This window comes from Streptomyces sp. NPDC018029, assembly GCF_044327655.1.
GTDB lineage: Bacteria > Actinomycetota > Actinomycetes > Streptomycetales > Streptomycetaceae > Streptomyces.
The window spans coordinates 1-16,890 of the sequence record NZ_JBIRFV010000005.1 but is presented as its reverse complement, the minus strand read 5'-3'; the positions used below and the strand labels follow the sequence as shown (position 1 = coordinate 16,890).

Annotated in this window: 16 protein-coding genes and 1 rRNA gene; 13 read left to right on the top strand and 4 right to left on the bottom strand. The window is 71.0% G+C overall.

Features of this window, described 5'->3' with window-relative positions; translation table 11 throughout:
• Nucleotides 1-165 precede the first annotated feature (165 nt).
• The 6 genes from ACH4D5_RS16290 to ACH4D5_RS16265 all read left to right on the top strand — a co-directional run bounded on the left by ACH4D5_RS16290 (nt 166) and on the right by ACH4D5_RS16265 (nt 7,490).
• Nucleotides 166-474, top strand: coding sequence for a hypothetical protein (locus ACH4D5_RS16290; protein WP_055570172.1), 309 nt, complete (start codon nt 166-168; stop codon nt 472-474).
• A gap of 242 nt (nt 475-716) precedes the next feature.
• Nucleotides 717-1,559, top strand: coding sequence for a hypothetical protein (locus ACH4D5_RS16285; RefSeq protein ID WP_398302687.1), 843 nt, complete (start codon nt 717-719; stop codon nt 1,557-1,559).
• Nucleotides 1,549-2,925: a hypothetical protein gene (locus ACH4D5_RS16280; protein WP_398302685.1), complete on the top strand. Its 1,377-nt coding sequence runs from the start codon at nt 1,549-1,551 to the stop codon at nt 2,923-2,925. The genes ACH4D5_RS16285 and ACH4D5_RS16280 overlap by 11 nt, the downstream gene beginning before the upstream one ends.
• Nucleotides 2,922-4,481, top strand: coding sequence for an SCO6880 family protein (locus ACH4D5_RS16275; RefSeq protein ID WP_398302683.1), 1,560 nt, complete (start codon nt 2,922-2,924; stop codon nt 4,479-4,481). Before ACH4D5_RS16280 ends, ACH4D5_RS16275 begins: the two co-directional genes overlap by 4 nt.
• A 62-nt stretch (nt 4,482-4,543) precedes the next feature.
• Nucleotides 4,544-5,944, top strand: a complete 1,401-nt coding sequence (locus ACH4D5_RS16270; RefSeq protein WP_362993989.1) for an ATP-binding protein — start codon at nt 4,544-4,546, stop codon at nt 5,942-5,944.
• A complete protein-coding gene (locus ACH4D5_RS16265) occupies nt 5,934-7,490 on the top strand; it encodes a type IV secretory system conjugative DNA transfer family protein (RefSeq protein WP_398302681.1) in 1,557 nt (518 codons plus the stop codon). The genes ACH4D5_RS16270 and ACH4D5_RS16265 overlap by 11 nt, the downstream gene beginning before the upstream one ends.
• Before the next feature lie 19 nt (nt 7,491-7,509).
• Here the strand turns inward: ACH4D5_RS16265 and ACH4D5_RS16260 are convergent, their stop codons facing one another.
• Complete coding sequence (locus ACH4D5_RS16260; RefSeq protein WP_398302679.1) at nt 7,510-8,286, bottom strand: SDR family NAD(P)-dependent oxidoreductase; 777 nt, start codon at nt 8,284-8,286, stop codon at nt 7,510-7,512.
• Nucleotides 8,287-8,399: 113 nt separating this feature from the next.
• Here ACH4D5_RS16260 and ACH4D5_RS16255 point away from each other — a divergent pair, with 113 nt between their 5' ends.
• Nucleotides 8,400-9,332 (top strand): LuxR C-terminal-related transcriptional regulator, encoded by a 933-nt coding sequence (locus ACH4D5_RS16255; RefSeq protein ID WP_398302677.1) that lies wholly within the window; start codon nt 8,400-8,402, stop codon nt 9,330-9,332.
• Between the two features lie 56 nt (nt 9,333-9,388).
• Here the strand turns inward: ACH4D5_RS16255 and ACH4D5_RS16250 are convergent, their stop codons facing one another.
• Nucleotides 9,389-10,063, bottom strand: coding sequence for a TetR/AcrR family transcriptional regulator (locus ACH4D5_RS16250; protein WP_398302675.1), 675 nt, complete (start codon nt 10,061-10,063; stop codon nt 9,389-9,391).
• Between the two features lie 67 nt (nt 10,064-10,130).
• On the opposite strand from ACH4D5_RS16250, the gene ACH4D5_RS16245 reads away from it, so the two are divergent.
• Nucleotides 10,131-11,663, top strand: a complete 1,533-nt coding sequence (locus tag ACH4D5_RS16245; RefSeq protein WP_398302673.1) for an MFS transporter — start codon at nt 10,131-10,133, stop codon at nt 11,661-11,663.
• Nucleotides 11,664-11,726: 63 nt separating this feature from the next.
• A complete protein-coding gene (locus ACH4D5_RS16240; protein ID WP_398302671.1) occupies nt 11,727-12,302 on the top strand; it encodes an NADPH-dependent FMN reductase in 576 nt (191 codons plus the stop codon).
• A gap of 24 nt (nt 12,303-12,326) precedes the next feature.
• Here ACH4D5_RS16240 and ACH4D5_RS16235 read toward each other — a convergent pair whose 3' ends face one another.
• Nucleotides 12,327-12,890, bottom strand: a complete 564-nt coding sequence (locus ACH4D5_RS16235; RefSeq protein WP_398302669.1) for a GNAT family N-acetyltransferase — start codon at nt 12,888-12,890, stop codon at nt 12,327-12,329.
• A 145-nt stretch (nt 12,891-13,035) separates the two neighbouring features.
• On the opposite strand from ACH4D5_RS16235, the gene ACH4D5_RS16230 reads away from it, so the two are divergent.
• From ACH4D5_RS16230 to ACH4D5_RS16215, 4 genes are read left to right on the top strand one after another with little or no spacing between them, the layout of a single operon-like run.
• Entirely contained in the window at nt 13,036-13,995 is a 960-nt protein-coding gene (locus ACH4D5_RS16230; protein ID WP_398302667.1) for an ATP-binding cassette domain-containing protein, read from the top strand.
• Complete coding sequence (locus ACH4D5_RS16225) at nt 13,992-14,750, top strand: ABC transporter permease (protein ID WP_398302665.1); 759 nt, start codon at nt 13,992-13,994, stop codon at nt 14,748-14,750. The genes ACH4D5_RS16230 and ACH4D5_RS16225 overlap by 4 nt, the downstream gene beginning before the upstream one ends.
• A gap of 36 nt (nt 14,751-14,786) precedes the next feature.
• On the top strand, nt 14,787-16,070 hold the full coding sequence (locus ACH4D5_RS16220) for a sensor histidine kinase (protein WP_398302663.1): 1,284 nt from the start codon (nt 14,787-14,789) through the stop codon (nt 16,068-16,070).
• Nucleotides 16,067-16,738, top strand: coding sequence for a response regulator (locus ACH4D5_RS16215; protein WP_398302661.1), 672 nt, complete (start codon nt 16,067-16,069; stop codon nt 16,736-16,738). Before ACH4D5_RS16220 ends, ACH4D5_RS16215 begins: the two co-directional genes overlap by 4 nt.
• 58 nt (nt 16,739-16,796) lie before the next feature.
• Here ACH4D5_RS16215 and rrf read toward each other — a convergent pair.
• Nucleotides 16,797-16,890 (bottom strand): 5S ribosomal RNA (gene rrf / locus ACH4D5_RS16210); the annotation flags it as partial.

Here is a 16,890-nt window from a genome sequence, read left to right as displayed (position 1 = left end):
ATACACAGAGTCACCAGACCTCGCGTCCGAGGAACCGTACGAAGTCGGCCAACGAATGGCGCCAAGGCGACATGCGCTGGCCCGATTGTCGGCGACAATGAGCTGTCCTCTGCACCGAGGTGGGCAGAGGTGGCAGAACAACCCACTAGGGGCGGTGAGTTACACATGCTTATGGCAGCCGAAAAGGGCGATATCACCACCATCATCGGCGGGATCGCCCCCGACTGGGGTCCCTTCGGGAGCCTGGGCAACGAAGCACGCGTGATGATCGAGGTCGTGATGGCGATCGCCATCCTCCTCTGTCTCGGCATTGCGATCTGGGGCGCGGCGAAGCAGCGCATCGGCGCGACGGCGCTGCGCGACACGTTCAGCGCCGAGCAGGGCAAGGGTCTGATCATCGCGGGTCTGACCGGCGTCTTCATCATCGGATCGCTGGGCACACTGTTCACGATCGTCTACGGCATGGCGGTCTAGCGGTCCCACGCTCCGGCCTCCGCCGTTCCCTCCCACGTCCCCTCCCCCACGTCCCCCTTCTCCCCCACCCGTCCCCCTCTCCCTGTCCCCCTTCTCCCCCACCCGTCCGTCGTGCCCACCGGCTGAGGTAGCAACTCCCTGATGTCGAGTCACCACACCGCGCCCGCGCGGGAACCAGCAGGGCTACCGTCATACGTGTCCTACGTGACGGTCCAGCGAGAGGTTGAGGGGGCGTACTCGGCATGAGCCTCGACGACGAGCGGGACGACGGCCTCTTCGGCGGCTCGGGAGAGACCCGGACACGGCTTCCCGAGGGGGAGGGCGGGGGCGACGACGTCTACGGGGCGCGCAGGTCCACCCGGCCGGGGCGGACGTCCCCGCGCAGCCTCGTCACGGTCGTGGGCGTCGTGGTCCTCCTGATCGCGGCGATCGCCTTCGCGAACCGGGGAGGGGACGAGACGTCTTCGACGGGCACGGAAGCGAAGAAGCCGGACGCGGCGGCGACCGCCCCTACGGGGGAGAAGCCGGTCGGGGGCAAGGACGGGGGGATCCCGTCGGGGTTCGCGAAGACGGAGCAGGGTGCCCAGAGCGCGGCGGCGAACTACGCGGCCGCGCTGGGTTCCGACGGCATGTTCAACACTCCGCGGCGGCACGAGATCGTGAAGGCCATCGCTACTCCCGGCTCACTGGACAAGCTGCAGCGCGGTTTCGATGCCGATTACTCGCAATCCTTCCTGAAGAGGATCGGGCTGAAGGAGGACGGCAGCGCGCCGGCGGGCAGCACATTCGTGAACCGCACGCTGCCCGCAGGAACCAAGGTCAAGGACTTCAGCAACGGCAGCGCCACTGTCGAGGTCTGGTGCAGCGGGCTGTTCGGGCTCACCGGCGAGAACACCACCAATCCCGTCACGGGCAGCTGGTTCACCGTGACCATGGACCTGGCCTGGAGCAACGGCGACTGGAAGGTTGTCGAGTCCCATCAGAAGGCCGGCCCCACCCCAGTGAGCGGCGACAACCCCATCTCCGGAGCCGAGGAGATCGGCAAGGCGGTCAAGGAGTTCGGAGGGTTCACGTATGCCCGGTAGTCCACGCCGCGCACTACGACTAACCGCTGTCGTCGCGGCCACACAGACAGCAGTGGTCCTGCTGAGCACGCGCGCCTTCGCTGCTCCGGAGCCTAAGGATCCGGACGACCCGTGCAGTCTGATCGCCGGCCCCGCCAAAAAATACTGCGAAAAAGGCCAAAACGCCGAAGACAGCAGCGGCGAAGACAAATACCCCGCCGACAGCCCCTTCGGCGACTCCCCCGACCCCCTCAGCTCCCTGGCCAAGGGCTGTGCCGAAGCCGCGTCCTGGACCGTCGACAAGCTGTCCGACGCCGTGAAGGAGACGGCGAACATCGACTTCACGAACCCCACGTTCCTCCAGCAGTACGCCGTCGTGTTCGCCGCGTCGACCATCCTGACGCTGCTCCTGTGGCTGCTCGCGGTAGCCAAGCGCGCCGTGCGCGGGGTGCCGTTGACCACCGCGATCTCCGAGGCCATCGGGTTCCTGTGGCTCACCGTGCTCGCCTCCGCCTTCACGCCCCTGATCCTGTACACCGTCGTCTCGGCGACGGACGGCGTCACGGACGTGATCGCGAAGGCGACGGGTGGTGAGACGGACACCTTCTTCGGGAACTTCTCCGGTGCGCTGAAGAAGGGCGAGGACATCGGCGGCGGCCCGATCATGCTGATCGTCGTCTCGCTCGTGTCGATCCTCGCCGCGGGCGTCCTCTGGCTGGAGCTCGTGATCAGGGCGGCGCTCCTCTACGTAGGAGCGCTCCTCGGCACCGTCGTGTACGCCGGCCTCGTCGACAAGAACCTGTGGTCCCACGTCCGCCGCTGGGCGGGCATCATGATCGCGGTGATCCTGGTCAAACCGATCATCGTCATCGTGCTCGGGCTCGCCGGGGCGCTCTCCGCCGAGGACGGGCCCGACTCCTTCTCCGCGGTCGTCTCCGGGCTGTCGATCATCCTGCTCGCCATCTTCGCGAGCGCCATGATCTACCGCTTCGTCCCGGGCTTCGGCGACGAGATCGCGGGCTCCCGCAACAACCGCATCATGCGCGGCGCCGAGAACAAGGCCGCCGCCGTGATCAGCTCCCCCGCCTCCCTCGTCTCGCAGGGCATCAAGACCCACAGTGCCCGCGGCAACGGAAACGGCGGAGGCGGAGCGGGAGGCAACAGCCAGGCGCGGCCCGCCAACCCCGCCAGCAGCGGCGTCGCCGCCCACAGCAGCCGCGGCTCCGGCCACGGCGGCGGTTCCTCCAACGGCGGCGGATCCGTCCCCTCCGCCGCCCCCGCGCCACGCAGCAGCAGCGCGACGAACACGCCGCACGCGGGCAACCGCGGCGGGTCCCGCAACATCAGCAACAGCAGTACCAATCGCACGGGAGGTGAAGGGCGTTGACGACCCAGTCCCACGTGTCCCAGCCGGTCGCGCCCCGCCGCACATATCTGATCGGCCGTGCCCGGCCGAACGCGATCGTCGGCAAGAACCGCGAGACGGGGGAGATCGCCCTCATCATCGTGGGGGCGTTCCTCGGCATGATGTGCGGACTCCTCGTCCCCGTCCTCTCCCTGCGCATCGTGCTGCTCACCGGCCTCCCGATGCTCGCCATCGCGGCGGTGTACGTCCCGTACAAGGGCCGGACGTTCTACAAGTGGTTCGAGATCAACCGCAGTTACAAGCGTTCCCTGAAGCGCGGCACCGCCTACCGCTCCGGCGCGCCCGAGGCGGGCATCCGGCTGGACGGCAGGGAGGTCGAGGTCGGGCCGCCGCCCGGCATCGGCCGCATCAGCTGGCTGGCCGCGCCCTTCGGCCCGGACGAGATCGCCGTGCTGCTCCACGCGGACCGGCGCACCGTCACCGCCGCCATCGAGATCGAGGGCCCCGGCGTGGGCCTGCGCGACTCCGAGGACCAGGAGGCCCTCGTCGACCGGTTCGGGACGCTGCTCAAGCACGTCGCGAACGGCGACGGGTTCGTCACCCGCCTCCAGATGCTCGCCCGTACGCTGCCCGCCGACCCGGACGCGCACGCCAAGGACGTCAGCCAGCGCGGCGACGACCGTGCGCTGCCCTGGCTCAAGCAGTCGTACGACCAGCTGCAGTCGATGGTGTCGACCAGCAGCGAGCAGCACCGCGCCTACCTCGTCGCCTGCATGCACTACTCCCGCGACCTGGCCGCCGAGGCGCAGGCGATGGCCCGCGCGGCCCGCCCGGTCGGCGGCAGGAAGCTCGACAAGGACGCCGGTCTCGCCGTCGTCATGGCCCGCGAGCTGACCGACATCTGCTCGCGGCTCCAGGAGGCCGACATCCGGGTCAGGCAGCCGCTCGGCCAGGGCCGGCTCGCTTCCCTCGTGCACTCCATGTACGACCCCGACCACCCCATCGACCACATCCAGGCGATGACGAAGCGCAACGCCTGGCCCGCCGAGCTCGACGCCATGGAGGCCACCTACCTCCAGGCGAAGACCCGCGAATCCTCCACCCGCGCCCCCTGGTGCCACGCCACAGCCTGGGTGAAGGAGTGGCCGATGACACCCGTCGGCGTCAACTTCCTCGCGCCGCTGCTCGTCCACACCCCGGACGTCATCCGCACGGTGGCCGTGACGATGGACCTCGAACCCACCGAGGTCGCCATCGAGCGGATGCTGACCGAGAAGACCAACGACGAGGCCGAGGCGAGCCGCCAGGCCAAGATGAACCGCACGGTCGACCCCCGCGACATCGCCTCGCACTCCCGCCTCGACCAGCGCGGCGAGGACCTGGCGAGCGGCGCGGCGGGCGTGAACCTCGTCGGGTACATCACGGTCTCGTCCCGTTCCCCGGAGGCACTGGCGCGCGACAAGCGCACCATCCGCGCCTCCGCCGGCAAGTCGTATCTCAAGCTGGAGTGGTGCGACCGCGAGCACCACAGGGCCTTCGTCAACACGCTGCCGTTCGCGACCGGCATCCGACGCTAGAGCGCACAAGTGCGAGCGCGCAATTGCGCTAGACGGTATCGACGTAGAGGCAGGCTGTTGTGATGCGGGATCCGCTGACCGTCCTCACGGACGCCTTCACCTCCTTCCTCTTCGGGAAGGTGGAGACGACCAGGCTTCCGGTGCGCACGTCGACGGGGCAGGCCCAGGCGGTCTACCTCCCGACGGCCGCGCCGGGTCTCGGCGACTCGGGCGTGATCATCGGGCGTGAGGTGTACTCCGGCAAGGGGTACATCTACGACCCCTTCCAGTTGTACGGGCAGCAGCTGCCGGCTCCGCATTGGCTGGTGCTCGGCGAGTCCGGCAACGGCAAGTCGGCGCTGGAGAAGACGTACGTCCTGCGCCAGCTGCGCTTCAAGGACCGCCAGGTCGTCGTCCTCGACGCGCAGGGCGAGGACGGCGTCGGCGAGTGGAACCTCATCGCACAGGAGCTGGGGATAACTCCCATCCGGCTCGACCCGACCGCGGCCCTCGACATGGGGATCCGGCTGAACCCGCTCGACCCGGCGATCACGACCACGGGTCAGCTCGCGCTGCTCAGGACCATCATCGAGGTCGCGATGGGGCACGGGCTCGACGAGCGGTCGGGCTTCGCGCTCAAGGTCGCGCACGCGTACGTGAACGAGACGATCGTCGACCGGCAGCCGGTGCTCACCGACATCGTCGAGCAGCTGCGCCACCCGGAGCCGGAGTCCGCCGAGGCGATGAACGTCGCCATAGACGACGTGCGGGCGTGGGGCCTGGACGTGGCGCTGGTCCTGGACCGGCTGGTCGACGGTGACCTGCGGGGCATGTTCGACGGTCCGACGACGGTCGGCGTCGACCTCGACGCGCCCCTGACCGTCTTCGACCTCTCCCACATCGACCGGAACTCCATCGCCATGCCGATCCTGATGGCGATCGTCGGCGTCTGGCTCGAGCACACGTGGATCCGGCCCGACCGCAAGAAGCGCATCTTCCTGGTGGAGGAGGCGTGGCACATCATCAACTCGCCCTTCGTGGCGCAGCTGTTCCAGCGGCTGCTGAAGTTCGGGCGGCGGCTCGGTCTGTCGTTCGTGGCGGTGGTGCACCACCTGAGCGACGTGGTGGACGGCGCGGCGGCGAAGGAGGCCGCGGCGATCCTGAAGATGGCCTCCACGCGGACCATCTACGCCCAGAAGGCCGACGAAGCGCGGGCGACGGGCCGGGTCCTCGGGCTGCCCAGGTGGGCGGTGGAGATCATCCCCACCCTCACGCCGGGCATCGCGGTCTGGGACGTCAACGGCAACGTCCAGGTCGTCAAACACCTGATCACCGAGACGGAACGGCCGCTGGTCTTCACCGACCGCGCCATGACCGAATCGTCGGCCGACCTCTCCGACGACACGCCGGCCGACGACGCGCTGCGGGCGGCCGAGCTGGAGGCGGAGCAGCGGGCGGCGTACATGGAGCAGCATGCGGGATGAGTGGGAGGACCGTCGCAGACGCCCCGAACGGGGCGTTCCGGACGGCCTGTTGGTGGGCTTCCTCGGGCTGCTGATCGGCGCCACGGTGCTCGTGTGGTCGGCCACGAATCTCGCGGGCCGCTTCGCGCACGGCTCCTGGCCGGAGGGTGTCTCCTTCGGCCATACGCCTCCGGCGGTACGCCATCTGATCGGTGACCCCCAGGACGTCGCGGGCGCCTGGCCCGAGACCCCACCGGACCAGCTCTCGGGCTACGGCCTGCTCTGGGGCCTGTTCATCGGCCAGCTGCTGGTCCTCATCGTGCTGACAGTCTTCGTGCTGGGGACGGTGACGCGGTGGCGGGCGGTACGGAGGGCGCAGCGGGGTGCGGCGGGGGCGGCGGCCGGGCCGGATGCCGGAGGCGCGGAGCCGGAGGCAGAGAGGGCGGGTGGGTGGGAAACCCGCGCCGGAGGCGCGGAACACAGCACCCCGGTCCCGGGCGCGACAAACAACACCCCGGCGCCGGGCGCGGTGAACAGCACCCCGGCGCCGGGCGCGGAGCACGAGGCACCCCGCGCCGGAGGCGCGGAGAACATCGCCCCGGTGCCTCCGGTGCCGCCCCCCGCCCCCACCCCCCGTACCCCTCTCTTCCTGGGCAGCCCCACGACCCGCCGCCCCCTCGCCGTGCAGGCCGTCCGGGATGCCGAGGGCGCGGCCCTGGTCCTGACCTCCGACCCCACCCTGTGGGCCGAGACGAAGGACGCCCGGGCCAAGCTCGGGCCCGTCCTGCTCTACGACCCCTCCCACCTCTGCGACACCCCGGCCCGCCTCCACTGGTCCCCCCTCTCCGGCTGCCGGGACAAGGCGACGGCGAACGACCGCGCCACCGCGCTCCTCGCCCCGATAAGGCCGGCCGCGAAGCTGGACGCCGCCGTCGCGGACACGGCTCAGACGCTGATGCGCAGCTTCCTGCACGCCGCCGCGGTGGCCGACAAGCCGATGAAGATCGTGCACCGCTGGGCGCAGGGCACGCAGGTCCAGGAGGCGGTACGCATCCTCCGTACCCACCCCAAGGCCGCGTCCGGCACCGCCGGTGAGCTGGAGGCCGCCCTCACCGCGCACCCCGAACGCCGCGACATCGCCCAGGAATTGACCGCCCGGGCCCTCTCCGCGCTCTTCACCGTCCATTTGCGCGAATCCTGCACACCAAACCGAACTGATGCGCTCTCGCTGGATTCCTTCGTCGATGAAGGGGGCACGCTTTTTGTGGTGGGTGAGGCGATCGAGGATCCCAAGTCCCGCCAGGGCCCGGGTGCCATGCCCCTGTTGACGGCACTCGCCTCCAGCGTGGTCGAGCACGGCCGGCGCATGGCCGCACGGTCATCCTCCGGTCGGCTCGACCCACCAATGACGCTCGTCCTGGACGACGTCGCCGCGGTGGCTCCGCTGCCCCAGCTGCCGGAGCTGCTCTCCACCGGGGCGGACCGGGGTCTGCCGACCCTGGCTCTGCTCCGGTCGCGGGAGCAGGGCAGAGCGCGCTGGCCGGACAGCGAGCTGCCGGTCCAGTAGGCCGCCCGTCACGGGCGCCTCACCGCTTCCCGCCGTCCACATCGAGCGTCGTCCCCGTGGTGAACGAGTTCTCCATCAGGTACGCCGCCGCGTGCGCGACCTCCTCCGCCGTGCCGGGGCGCCCCACCGGCAGGCGTCCCGCGATCTCCTCGCGGTAGGCGCGGTGTTCGGCGGGGCTCATCAGGTGGGCGTGCGTGTCGGTGGGCCCGGGCGCGACCGCGTTGACGCGGAGCGGCGCGAGCTCCATGGCGAGGGACTTCACGGCGGCCTCGACCGCTCCGTTGACGGCGGCGAAGGCGAAGTAGCCCGGGTCGGCCTTCCGGTAGAGGTATCCGGAGACGAGCGTGACCGACCCCGACGTCGACCCCGAATCCGTCCCCGACTTCGACCCCGGACCGGAATCCGCCGCCCGCCCCCTCGGCATGTACGGCAGCGCCGCCCGCAGGCACCGGTACTGCCCCCACCACTTAACCTCGAAGAACTGCCGGATCTCAGCCTCGGTGAGCTCTTCGAAGGGCGCGACGACGCTGCCGGACGCGCAGGTGAAGAGGTGGTCGATGGTGCCGACCGACGCCATGACCTCCTCGACCGCGTCGCCGTCGGTGACATCGAGCGCGCGGAACTCGGCCTTCGCACCGGTCAGTTTGGCGATGCGCTCGGCGTGCGGGCGCACCACGTCCGCGCTGCGGTCGGTGAGGACGACGCGTGCGCCGCGCCGCGCGACGAGTTCGGCGGTGGCAAGGCCGATACCGCTGCCCGCGCCGGTGATGACGACGGTGCTTCCGGCGAGATCCATAGGAACCACGCTCCCTTACTTCCTTTGATTCCCAAGCCCATGCGGGCTCCTGCTCGCAAGTCTCACAGCGAGGAACCACTCCAACCTGGGAAATGGCGGTGCATAATCGTGCGATGCACGATGACGCACAGGGTCCGGAAGCCGGCTGCCGGTGCACCGACACCGCTCGGGCCCCCTGCGCCGAGGGGCTGAGCCGCTACCGGGCCGCCGTGGTCAAGGGCTGCTTGCCGCGGGTGACGGCGCCCCACTGCCTCGTACACCTCGGTCTGCTGACGCCACCGCCGGACGACCCGGACGTCCTCGTGCCCGTGTCGCCCAACGTCGCGGAGTCCGAACTGCTCCAGCCCGTTCGGGAGTTGCTCGACGCGCAGCAGGACCGGCTGCGCTCGATCAGTGCCGGCTTCTCGCCGGTCCACGCGATCTACCGGGCGGCCCGGCGTGAGTCCCAGGACTGGCTGACAGTGGTCGACGGCGCGGACGCCGTCCCCGTACTCCTGGAGCAGGCCGTGCGGGGCTGCCGCTCGGAGCTCATGGCCGTCCAGCCGACCGGCGGGACCCCGGTCCCGGCCGGCGTCACGCATCGCGCCCTCTTCCCGCACGCGGCCCGTACGCACGCCGCGCAGCGGCGGCGGATCCAGGACATCGAGCGAGCGGGCGGCAGCGTGCGCACCCTGCAGCAGCTGACCGGCCGCCTGCTCCTGTGCGACCGCAGCGTCGCCTACCTCGTCGACCAGGGCGTCGTGGAGATCCGGCAGCCCGCCGTCGTCGCGCACCTCGCCGCGGTCTTCGACGACACGTGGGAGCGGGCCAGGCCGGTCGCCGAGCCGGCCGCCGCCCGCGTACGGGAGCCGCTGATCGTCGACGAGGTCCGCCGCGCGGTCATGAAGCTGCTGGTCTCGGGCCTCACGGACGACGCGATCGCACGCCGCCTCGGGGTGTCGCGGCGTACGGTGGCGGGCCATGTGGCCGCGCTGGCCCGGGACTTGGGCTCACAGTCCCGGGCACAGCTCGGCTACCTCATCGCCCGCGCGGAACCCGACCTTTAGGAGCGCCCTGGATCCACGAGAGGTTCCCTGGATCCAGGAGAGGTCCCCTGGATCCGCTAGGAGCCCTCCACTCCGTACAACCGCAGGAAGATCTCCACCCCGTCCCGCACGATCTCCTCGATCTCGGCCTTCTCCAGCGGCAGCGCGCCGAAGTACGACTCGGCGGTCACGCCGCCGCCCACCATGAGCGCGAAGTGCCGTGCCGCCTTGCGGGCGTTCGACTCGTCGACGGCGATCTTTCCCTGCCGCCCCAGCTCCAGCATCCAGCGCGCCAGCGCCTCCTGGGACGCCCGGGGCCCGACCCGCTGCCACTCCTCCAGGACGTCCGCGGGCAGCCGCCCGCCCTCCGGGATGATCTGGCGTACGACGGAGAAGTGCCCGGGGTGCGCCTCGCTCTGGCCGACCCAGTCGCGGGCGAGGTCGAGGAGGTCCTCCTCGATGTCGCGGACCTTGCGCAGATGCCGCTCGAAGAGGGCCTCCGTCGCCGCCGTCACCGACTCCGCGCTCTCCAGCAGGACGGCGCGGAAGAGACCTTCCTTGTCGCCGAAGTGGTTGTAGATCGTGCGCGTGGAGACGCCGGCCTCGGCGGCGATGGCGTCGATGCTCGCGCGCGTGTAGCCCTCGCGGCCGAAGACGGTCCGGGCGCCGCCCGTAATGGCCCGGCGCTTCTCCAGCATCCCTTTGCGCAGGGGCTTCTGCTCCCCCGGGCCCTGTTCCGTACCGCTCGCCATCTCACCTCTCCCAGAAGAATTACAATGACCGTTGTAATAACTACAACGCACGTTGTACTTTACTCGCATGCCCACCGAGACCGCCCCGCAGGCCCCGCACCCGCGCCCCGACGGCAGGGGCCGCCCCGCCCTGACCCTTCTCGTCGTCCTCCTCGGCATGTTCACCCTGCCGATGGCGATGTCCGGCACCACCGTGGCCCTGCCCCGCATCGGCTCCGACCTCGACGCGTCGGGTGCGGCTCTCCAGTGGGTGGTCGTCGGGTACTTCCTCGCCGCCTCCTCCGTCATGCTCGTCGCCGGCTCGCTCGGCGACATCTTCGGCCGCCGCCGCGTCCTCACCGCGGGCGCCGCCCTCTACTCGGCCGGCACCCTGGCCTCCGCCTCCGCCCACCACATCCTGCTCCTGGACGCCGCCCGCCTGCTCTCGGGCGTGGGCGCCGCGGGCGTCATGGCGAGCGGCGGCTCCCTGCTCGCCGCCACGTTCACCGGGCCCGCGCGGACCAGGGTGTTCGCCGCCCTCGGCACCACGGCGGGCGTCGGCCTCGCCATCGGCCCCACCTTCTCCGGCTGGCTGGTGGACGGTCTCGGCTGGCGCACCACGTTCCTCGCCTTCGCCACCGCGGGCGCCCTCATCCTCACCGGCACCCGCTTCCTCGCCGAGTCCCGCGCCGACGCCCCGCCGCGCGTCGACAAGGCGGGCGCAGCGACCTTCATCGGCGGCCTCTCCCTGACCCTGTTCGCCGTCACGCAGGGCTCCAAGTCCGGCTGGGCTTCAGGGAGTACGCTGCTGCCGCTCGCCGTGGGCCTGGCGCTCCTGACCGCCTTCGTACGCGTCGAGAAGCGCCTCGCAGCGACCGGCGGGCAGCCCGTCCTCGACCTCTCCCTGGCCCGCGACCCCGCGTTCCTCGGCTGGTCCCTCGGCTCCTTCGGGCTCGGCGCGGGCACCACCGGCATCCTCGTCTTCCTGCCCACCTACCTCCAGGGCACCAGCGGCACCTCGGCGCGCGAGGCGGGCCTGGTCCTGCTCCTGATGACCGTGCCCGTCCTCGCCCTGCCCCCGCTCGGCGCCCGCCTGGTCAACCGCGGCGCCCCCGCCCGCCACCTGCTCGTCCTCTCGCTGCTCCTGATCGCCGCGGGCAACGCCTGGCTGACCACTCTCCACCCCGGCATCTCCACGGCCGCGCTCGCCGGACCCCTGCTGACCGTCGGCGTCGGCCAGGGCCTGTCCCTCGGCATCATCGACGCCCAGGCGCTCGGCATGGTCGAGCCCGCGAAGGTCGGCATGGCATCGGGCTTCCTCAACACCGTCCGGGGCGGCACGGGCGCCGTCATGCTCACCCTCTTCGGCGCGCTGCTGCTCGGCCTGGTGGAGTCCCGGGTCGGCTCGGCGGAGCTCGCGGGGCGCGTCACGGCCGGCGCGGGAGGGCACGCCGGCCCGTTCACCGAGGCCTGGCGGATCACCCTGTGGGCCGTGGCGGGCTTCGTCGCCGGACTCGCGTTCCTGGTCCGCCAGTTGCTGCGACCGCGTACGACGGAAGCGGAAAGCCTGGCCCGCACGTCACCTGGCCTGCCCGAGGCCACTGCGGCCCAGGCGCGCTGAAGCACCCCCGGCACCCCAGCGTTCGAACCCCATCACCATCCCCATCACGTCAAGGAGTACCCCATGTCCAACGCTCCCCTCCGCCTCGCCGTCATCGTCGGCTCCACCCGTGACGGCCGCTTCGGGCCCACCGTCGGCGCCTGGTTCACCGCCATCGCCGGACGGCACACCGGCTTCACCCTGGACGTCATCGACGTCGCCGACCTGGAGCTGCCGTCGGCCCACCCTGACTGGGGCACCGAGCGCACCCCCGCCCTCACCGCCCTCGCCGAGCGGGTCGACGCCGCCGACGCGTACGTGGTGATCACCCCGGAGTACAACCACAGCTTCCCTGCGGCCCTGAAGCACTTCATCGACCTGCACCGCACCGAGTGGGAGGCCAAGCCGGTCGCCTTCGTCTCGTACGGTGGCCACGGCGGGGGCCTGCGCGCCGTGGAACAGCTCCGCCTCGTCTTCGCCGAGCTGCACTGCGCGACCGTCCGCGAGGTCGTCAGCTTCCACAACGCCTGGGACCACTTCGAGGAGGGCGGCCCGGCGTACGCGGAGGACGGCCCGGTCGGCGCCGCCAAGGTGATGCTGGACCAGCTGGCCTGGTGGGCGAAGGCCCTGCGGACGGCCCGCACGGAGAACCCCTACTAGATCCTGTCCTGCGTCGCGTGCCCCTCAAGGCCGCGTCAGCACCAGCTCGAACTCCCGCGAAGAGGGGTCGCCCGGCACCGGGACGACCCCTCCGCTGCGTACGAAACCGAACCGCCGGTAGAACGCCTGCGCCCGCGGATTGTCCTCATGGACATACAGCCGCACCCGGTCGACCCCTTCCAGCGACCACGCCCACCCGACAGCCGCCTCGAACAGCGCGTCCGTCACCCCGCGCCCGCGCCCCCGGTGCTCGGGCCGCACGAAGACCGCCACGAGATGCGCCTGCCGCCGCTCGACCGACCCGCCGAAGACGTCGTCCGCCCCGGCCTCCTCGACCAGCACGGTCACCGAGCCCGCCCATTCGCCGTGCGGCCCCTCCGCCACGAACTGCCGCACGCGCTCCCCGCGCGCGGCGCCCTCCGCCCGCTCCTGCCAGAACGCGTCCGGTTTCGCGGCGGCGTCCTCGTACGTCTCCAGAAAGGCGACCGGCGCCGCCGGGTCCCGCAGCGCCGCCAGCCGCAACTCCCTGACCTGCGGCCACTCTTCGGCACGGGCGGCTCGTACGACGTACACGCACTCCTGTTCCATGCGGTGATCCTAAAGCGGCGGTCCCGCGGCCTCGCTGCCCCGGGGTTCCCTCGGGGTCGCCGTCGTACCCGGGTACTACCCCCGGCCCGCTCTCCCCGCCCCCGGTCCGACGATCCGCGCCCCCGTGAACGGCAGCATCGAAGACATGATCAGGGCATACGGACTCACCAAACACTATGGCGGCAGGCCCGCCAAGAAGGCCGTCGACGACCTCAGCTTCGAGGTCCACCCGGGCACCGTCACCGGCTTCCTCGGCCCCAACGGCGCGGGCAAGTCCACCACCATGCGGATGCTTCTCGGCCTCGACACCCCGACCCGCGGCCACGCCACCATCGGCGACCGTGCCTACGCCGCCCACCCCGCGCCCCTCCACGAAGTGGGCGCCCTCCTCGAAGCACGCTCCGTCCACCCGGGCCGCTCCGCCCACCACCACCTCATGGCGCTCGCCCACACCCACTCCATCCCGAAAAGCCGCGTCGACACCGTCCTGGAGCTGGCCGGAATCCACGAAGTCGCCCGCAAGCGCGTCAAGGGCTTCTCGCTCGGCATGGGCCAGCGCCTGGGCATCGCCGCGGCCCTCCTCGGCGACCCGGCCACGGTCATCCTCGACGAGCCGGTCAACGGCCTCGACCCCGAGGGCGTCCTGTGGATCCGCACCCTTCTCAAGTCCCTTGCCGCCGAGGGCCGTACGGTCCTCGTCTCCTCCCACCTGATGAGCGAGATGGCGTTGACCGCCGAGCACCTCGTCATCATCGGCCGCGGCAGGCTCCTCGCCGACACCACCGTCGAACGCTTCGTACGCGAGTCGGGCACCGGCGCCGTCAAGGTCGTCAGCCCCGAGGCCGGCCGGCTGGCCGAACTCCTCGCGGGCCCGGGCGTGCGGATCTCCGCCGACGCGCCCGGCGCCCTCGACGTACGCGGCACGGACGCCGAACACATCGGCCGCACCGCCGCCGCGCACGGCATCCCTCTCTTCGAACTCACCCCGCAGGAGGCCTCGTTGGAACAGGCCTTCATGGACCTCACCCGGGACTCGGTCGAATACGTCACCCCGACGGACCCCAGCCCACATGCCTCCCGTCGACCGGAAGGAGCGGCGGCATGAGCGCCCTCACCGCGAAAGGAATCGTCCGCTCCGAGTGGCACAAGCTGTGGACGGTCCGCTCCACCTGGATCACGCTGCTCACCGGGTGCGCCCTCGTCATCGCCGTCGGCATCACGATGGGCGCCACCTATGACGGCGACGACGCCGAGATCGACACCGTCGTGTTCACCCTCTTCGGCACCCAGCTCTCCCAGATATGCCTCGCCGTCCTCGGCATCCTCGTCACGGCGGGCGAGTACTCGACGGGCCTGATCCGCGCATCGCTCGCGGCCGTCCCGAGCCGCCTGCCGGTCCTGTGGTCCAAGGCCGGCCTCTTCACGGCCGTCGCGTTCACGGTGTGCTTCGTGACGAACGTCGTCACGTTCCTCGCCGCCCAGATCTGGCTCTCCGGCACCGACAAGGAGCTCGCCCTCACCGACTCCGGCGTGCTCGGCGCCCTCGCGTCCAGCGCCGCGGCTCTCACCCTGCTCAGCCTCGTCGCACTCGGCCTCGGCGCCCTGTTCCGCTCGGTGCCCGGTGCGATCGGCGCGTTCGTCTGCGCGGTCCTGATCCTGCCCGAGGTCCTGACGATGGTGCCGTTCAGCGCCGTGGACACCGCCATGAAGTACTTCCCCGCGCAGGCCGCGAGCGCCCTCGGCTCGGTGGCGCGGGTCGAGAACACCATCGCGCCGGGCACGGCCCTGGTCACCCTCGCTCTCTGGTCGGCTGCGGTCATCGCCACGGCATCCGTCCTGCTCAAGCGACGCGACGTATGACCTTCGTACGAACCCCTGTTGTACGAGGATGAGGCCGTGACCGAGCCACTCACCGTGCCGCACACCGAGCCGCTCACCGCGCCGCATCCCCTCACCCGGCTCCTCCAGCGGGCGACGCAGCGGGTGCGCGCCTTCGACAGGCGCCACTCGCTGGTCTGGGATCTGCTGGTCACCGGCTTCTTCGTGGTCGCGGCCCTCGTGGACGCCGCAGGCGGCTGGCGCAACACCGCGCCCGACACGGACGTGCCGGGCCCGCTCGTCTTCCTGCTCAGCACCGCGCTTTCGCTGCCGCTGCTGTGGCGCCGCCGCCATCCGATGGCGGTCCTCACCGTCATGGTGGCCGCGAGCCTGGTCAGCAGCTGGACCGGCGCGATGCTTCAGGCCTCGCTGATCCAGATGATCGTCCTGTTCAGCATCGCGATGCGGCTGCCGCTGAAGACGCTCGGCAGGGCGGGCCTCATGATGACGGCACCGCTCGTCGTGGGCGCCTTCCGCTACCCGGAGGACAGTTGGAACCAGCAGATCATCCCGTACGTATGGGCGTACGCCCTGGTCGCTCTCCTCGGCATCGCGGTGCGCTCCCGGCAGGATTACACCCGGGCCCTCGTCGAGCGCGCCCGCCAGCTGGAGGTCGAGCGCGACCAGCAGGCCCAGCTCGCCGCCGCCGCCGAACGCACCCGCATCGCGCGCGAGATGCACGACATCATCGGCCACAACCTCTCCGTCATCACGGGCCTCGCGGACGGCGGTTCGTACGCCGCCGCCAAGTCCCCCGAGCGCGCGGCCCAGGCCCTCGAAGCCATCGGCACCACCAGCCGCCAGGCCCTCGGTGAACTCCGCCGCCTCCTGGACGTCCTCCGCGACGACGTCCTCCGCGACGACGCCCCCGCCACGGCCGAGCTCGCCCCGCAGCCCGCCCTCACCGACCTGGCCCGGCTCATCGACGGCGTACGCGCCGCGGGCCTCCCGGTGCGCAGCACCGTGCACGGCCGCGCGGACGCGGTCCCCGCGGGCCGCCAACTCACCGTCTACCGAGTGGTCCAGGAAGCCCTCACCAACACCCTCAAGCACGCCGGCCCCGACGCGACGGCCACGGTCGACGTCATCTATGCCGATGGGGGTGTGACGGTCGAGGTCACGGACACGGGGCTGGGCGCGGGGGCGGGCGGCAGCCCTCACGCCGGGGGCGGCCGCGGCCTGACCGGAATGCGCGAGCGAACGGCCTTGTACGACGGCACACTTGAGGCGGGGCCGCTGCCTCACCCGCCGGGCGGCTGGCGGGTCCGTCTCCACCTCCCGAAGGACAGCGAAACACCGTGACGACCGTGCTCATCGTCGACGACCAGCCCATGCAGCGCTTCGGTTTCCGCATGCTCCTGGAGAGCCAGGACGATATGACGGTGGCGGGAGAGGCCGGCAACGGCAGCGAAGCGGTCCGCATGACGGCCGAACTCCACCCGGACGTCGTCCTGATGGACATCCGCATGCCGGGCCTGGACGGTATAGAGGCCACGCGCCGCATCGTCGCGGCGGGCGCCCGCACGCGCGTCCTGATCCTCACGACGTTCGACCTCGACGAGTACGCGTACGCGGGGCTGCGCGCGGGCGCGTCCGGTTTCCTCATCAAGGACGCGCTGCCTGAGGAACTCCTCTCCGGGATACGCGCGGTCGCCTCGGGCGACGCGGTGGTGGCCCCGAGCCTGACCCGCCGGCTCCTCGACGCGTACGCGGACCAGCTGCCGACGACCGGCTCCACGCCGGCGGGCCCGGCGAACGACCCGCGCCTGAGCTCCCTCACCGACCGCGAACGCGAAATCCTGACGGTGATCGGCCAGGGCTGGACGAACACGGAGATCGCCTCGCGCCTGCATCTCGCGGAATCCACGGTGAAGACGCATGTGGGCCGCATTCTCGCGAAGACGGGAGCGAGGGACAGGGTGCAGGCGGTCATCCTGGCGTACGACACGAAACTGGTGAGCCCGTCATAAAGGCCCAGAACGCAGAAAACCCCCGCACCGAATGGTGCGGGGGTTTTCTCTACAATTAGTTCGGCGGCGTCCTACTCTCCCACAGGGTCCCCCCTGCAGTACCATCGGCGCTATGAGGCTTAGCTTCCGGGTTCGGAATGTAACCGGGCGTT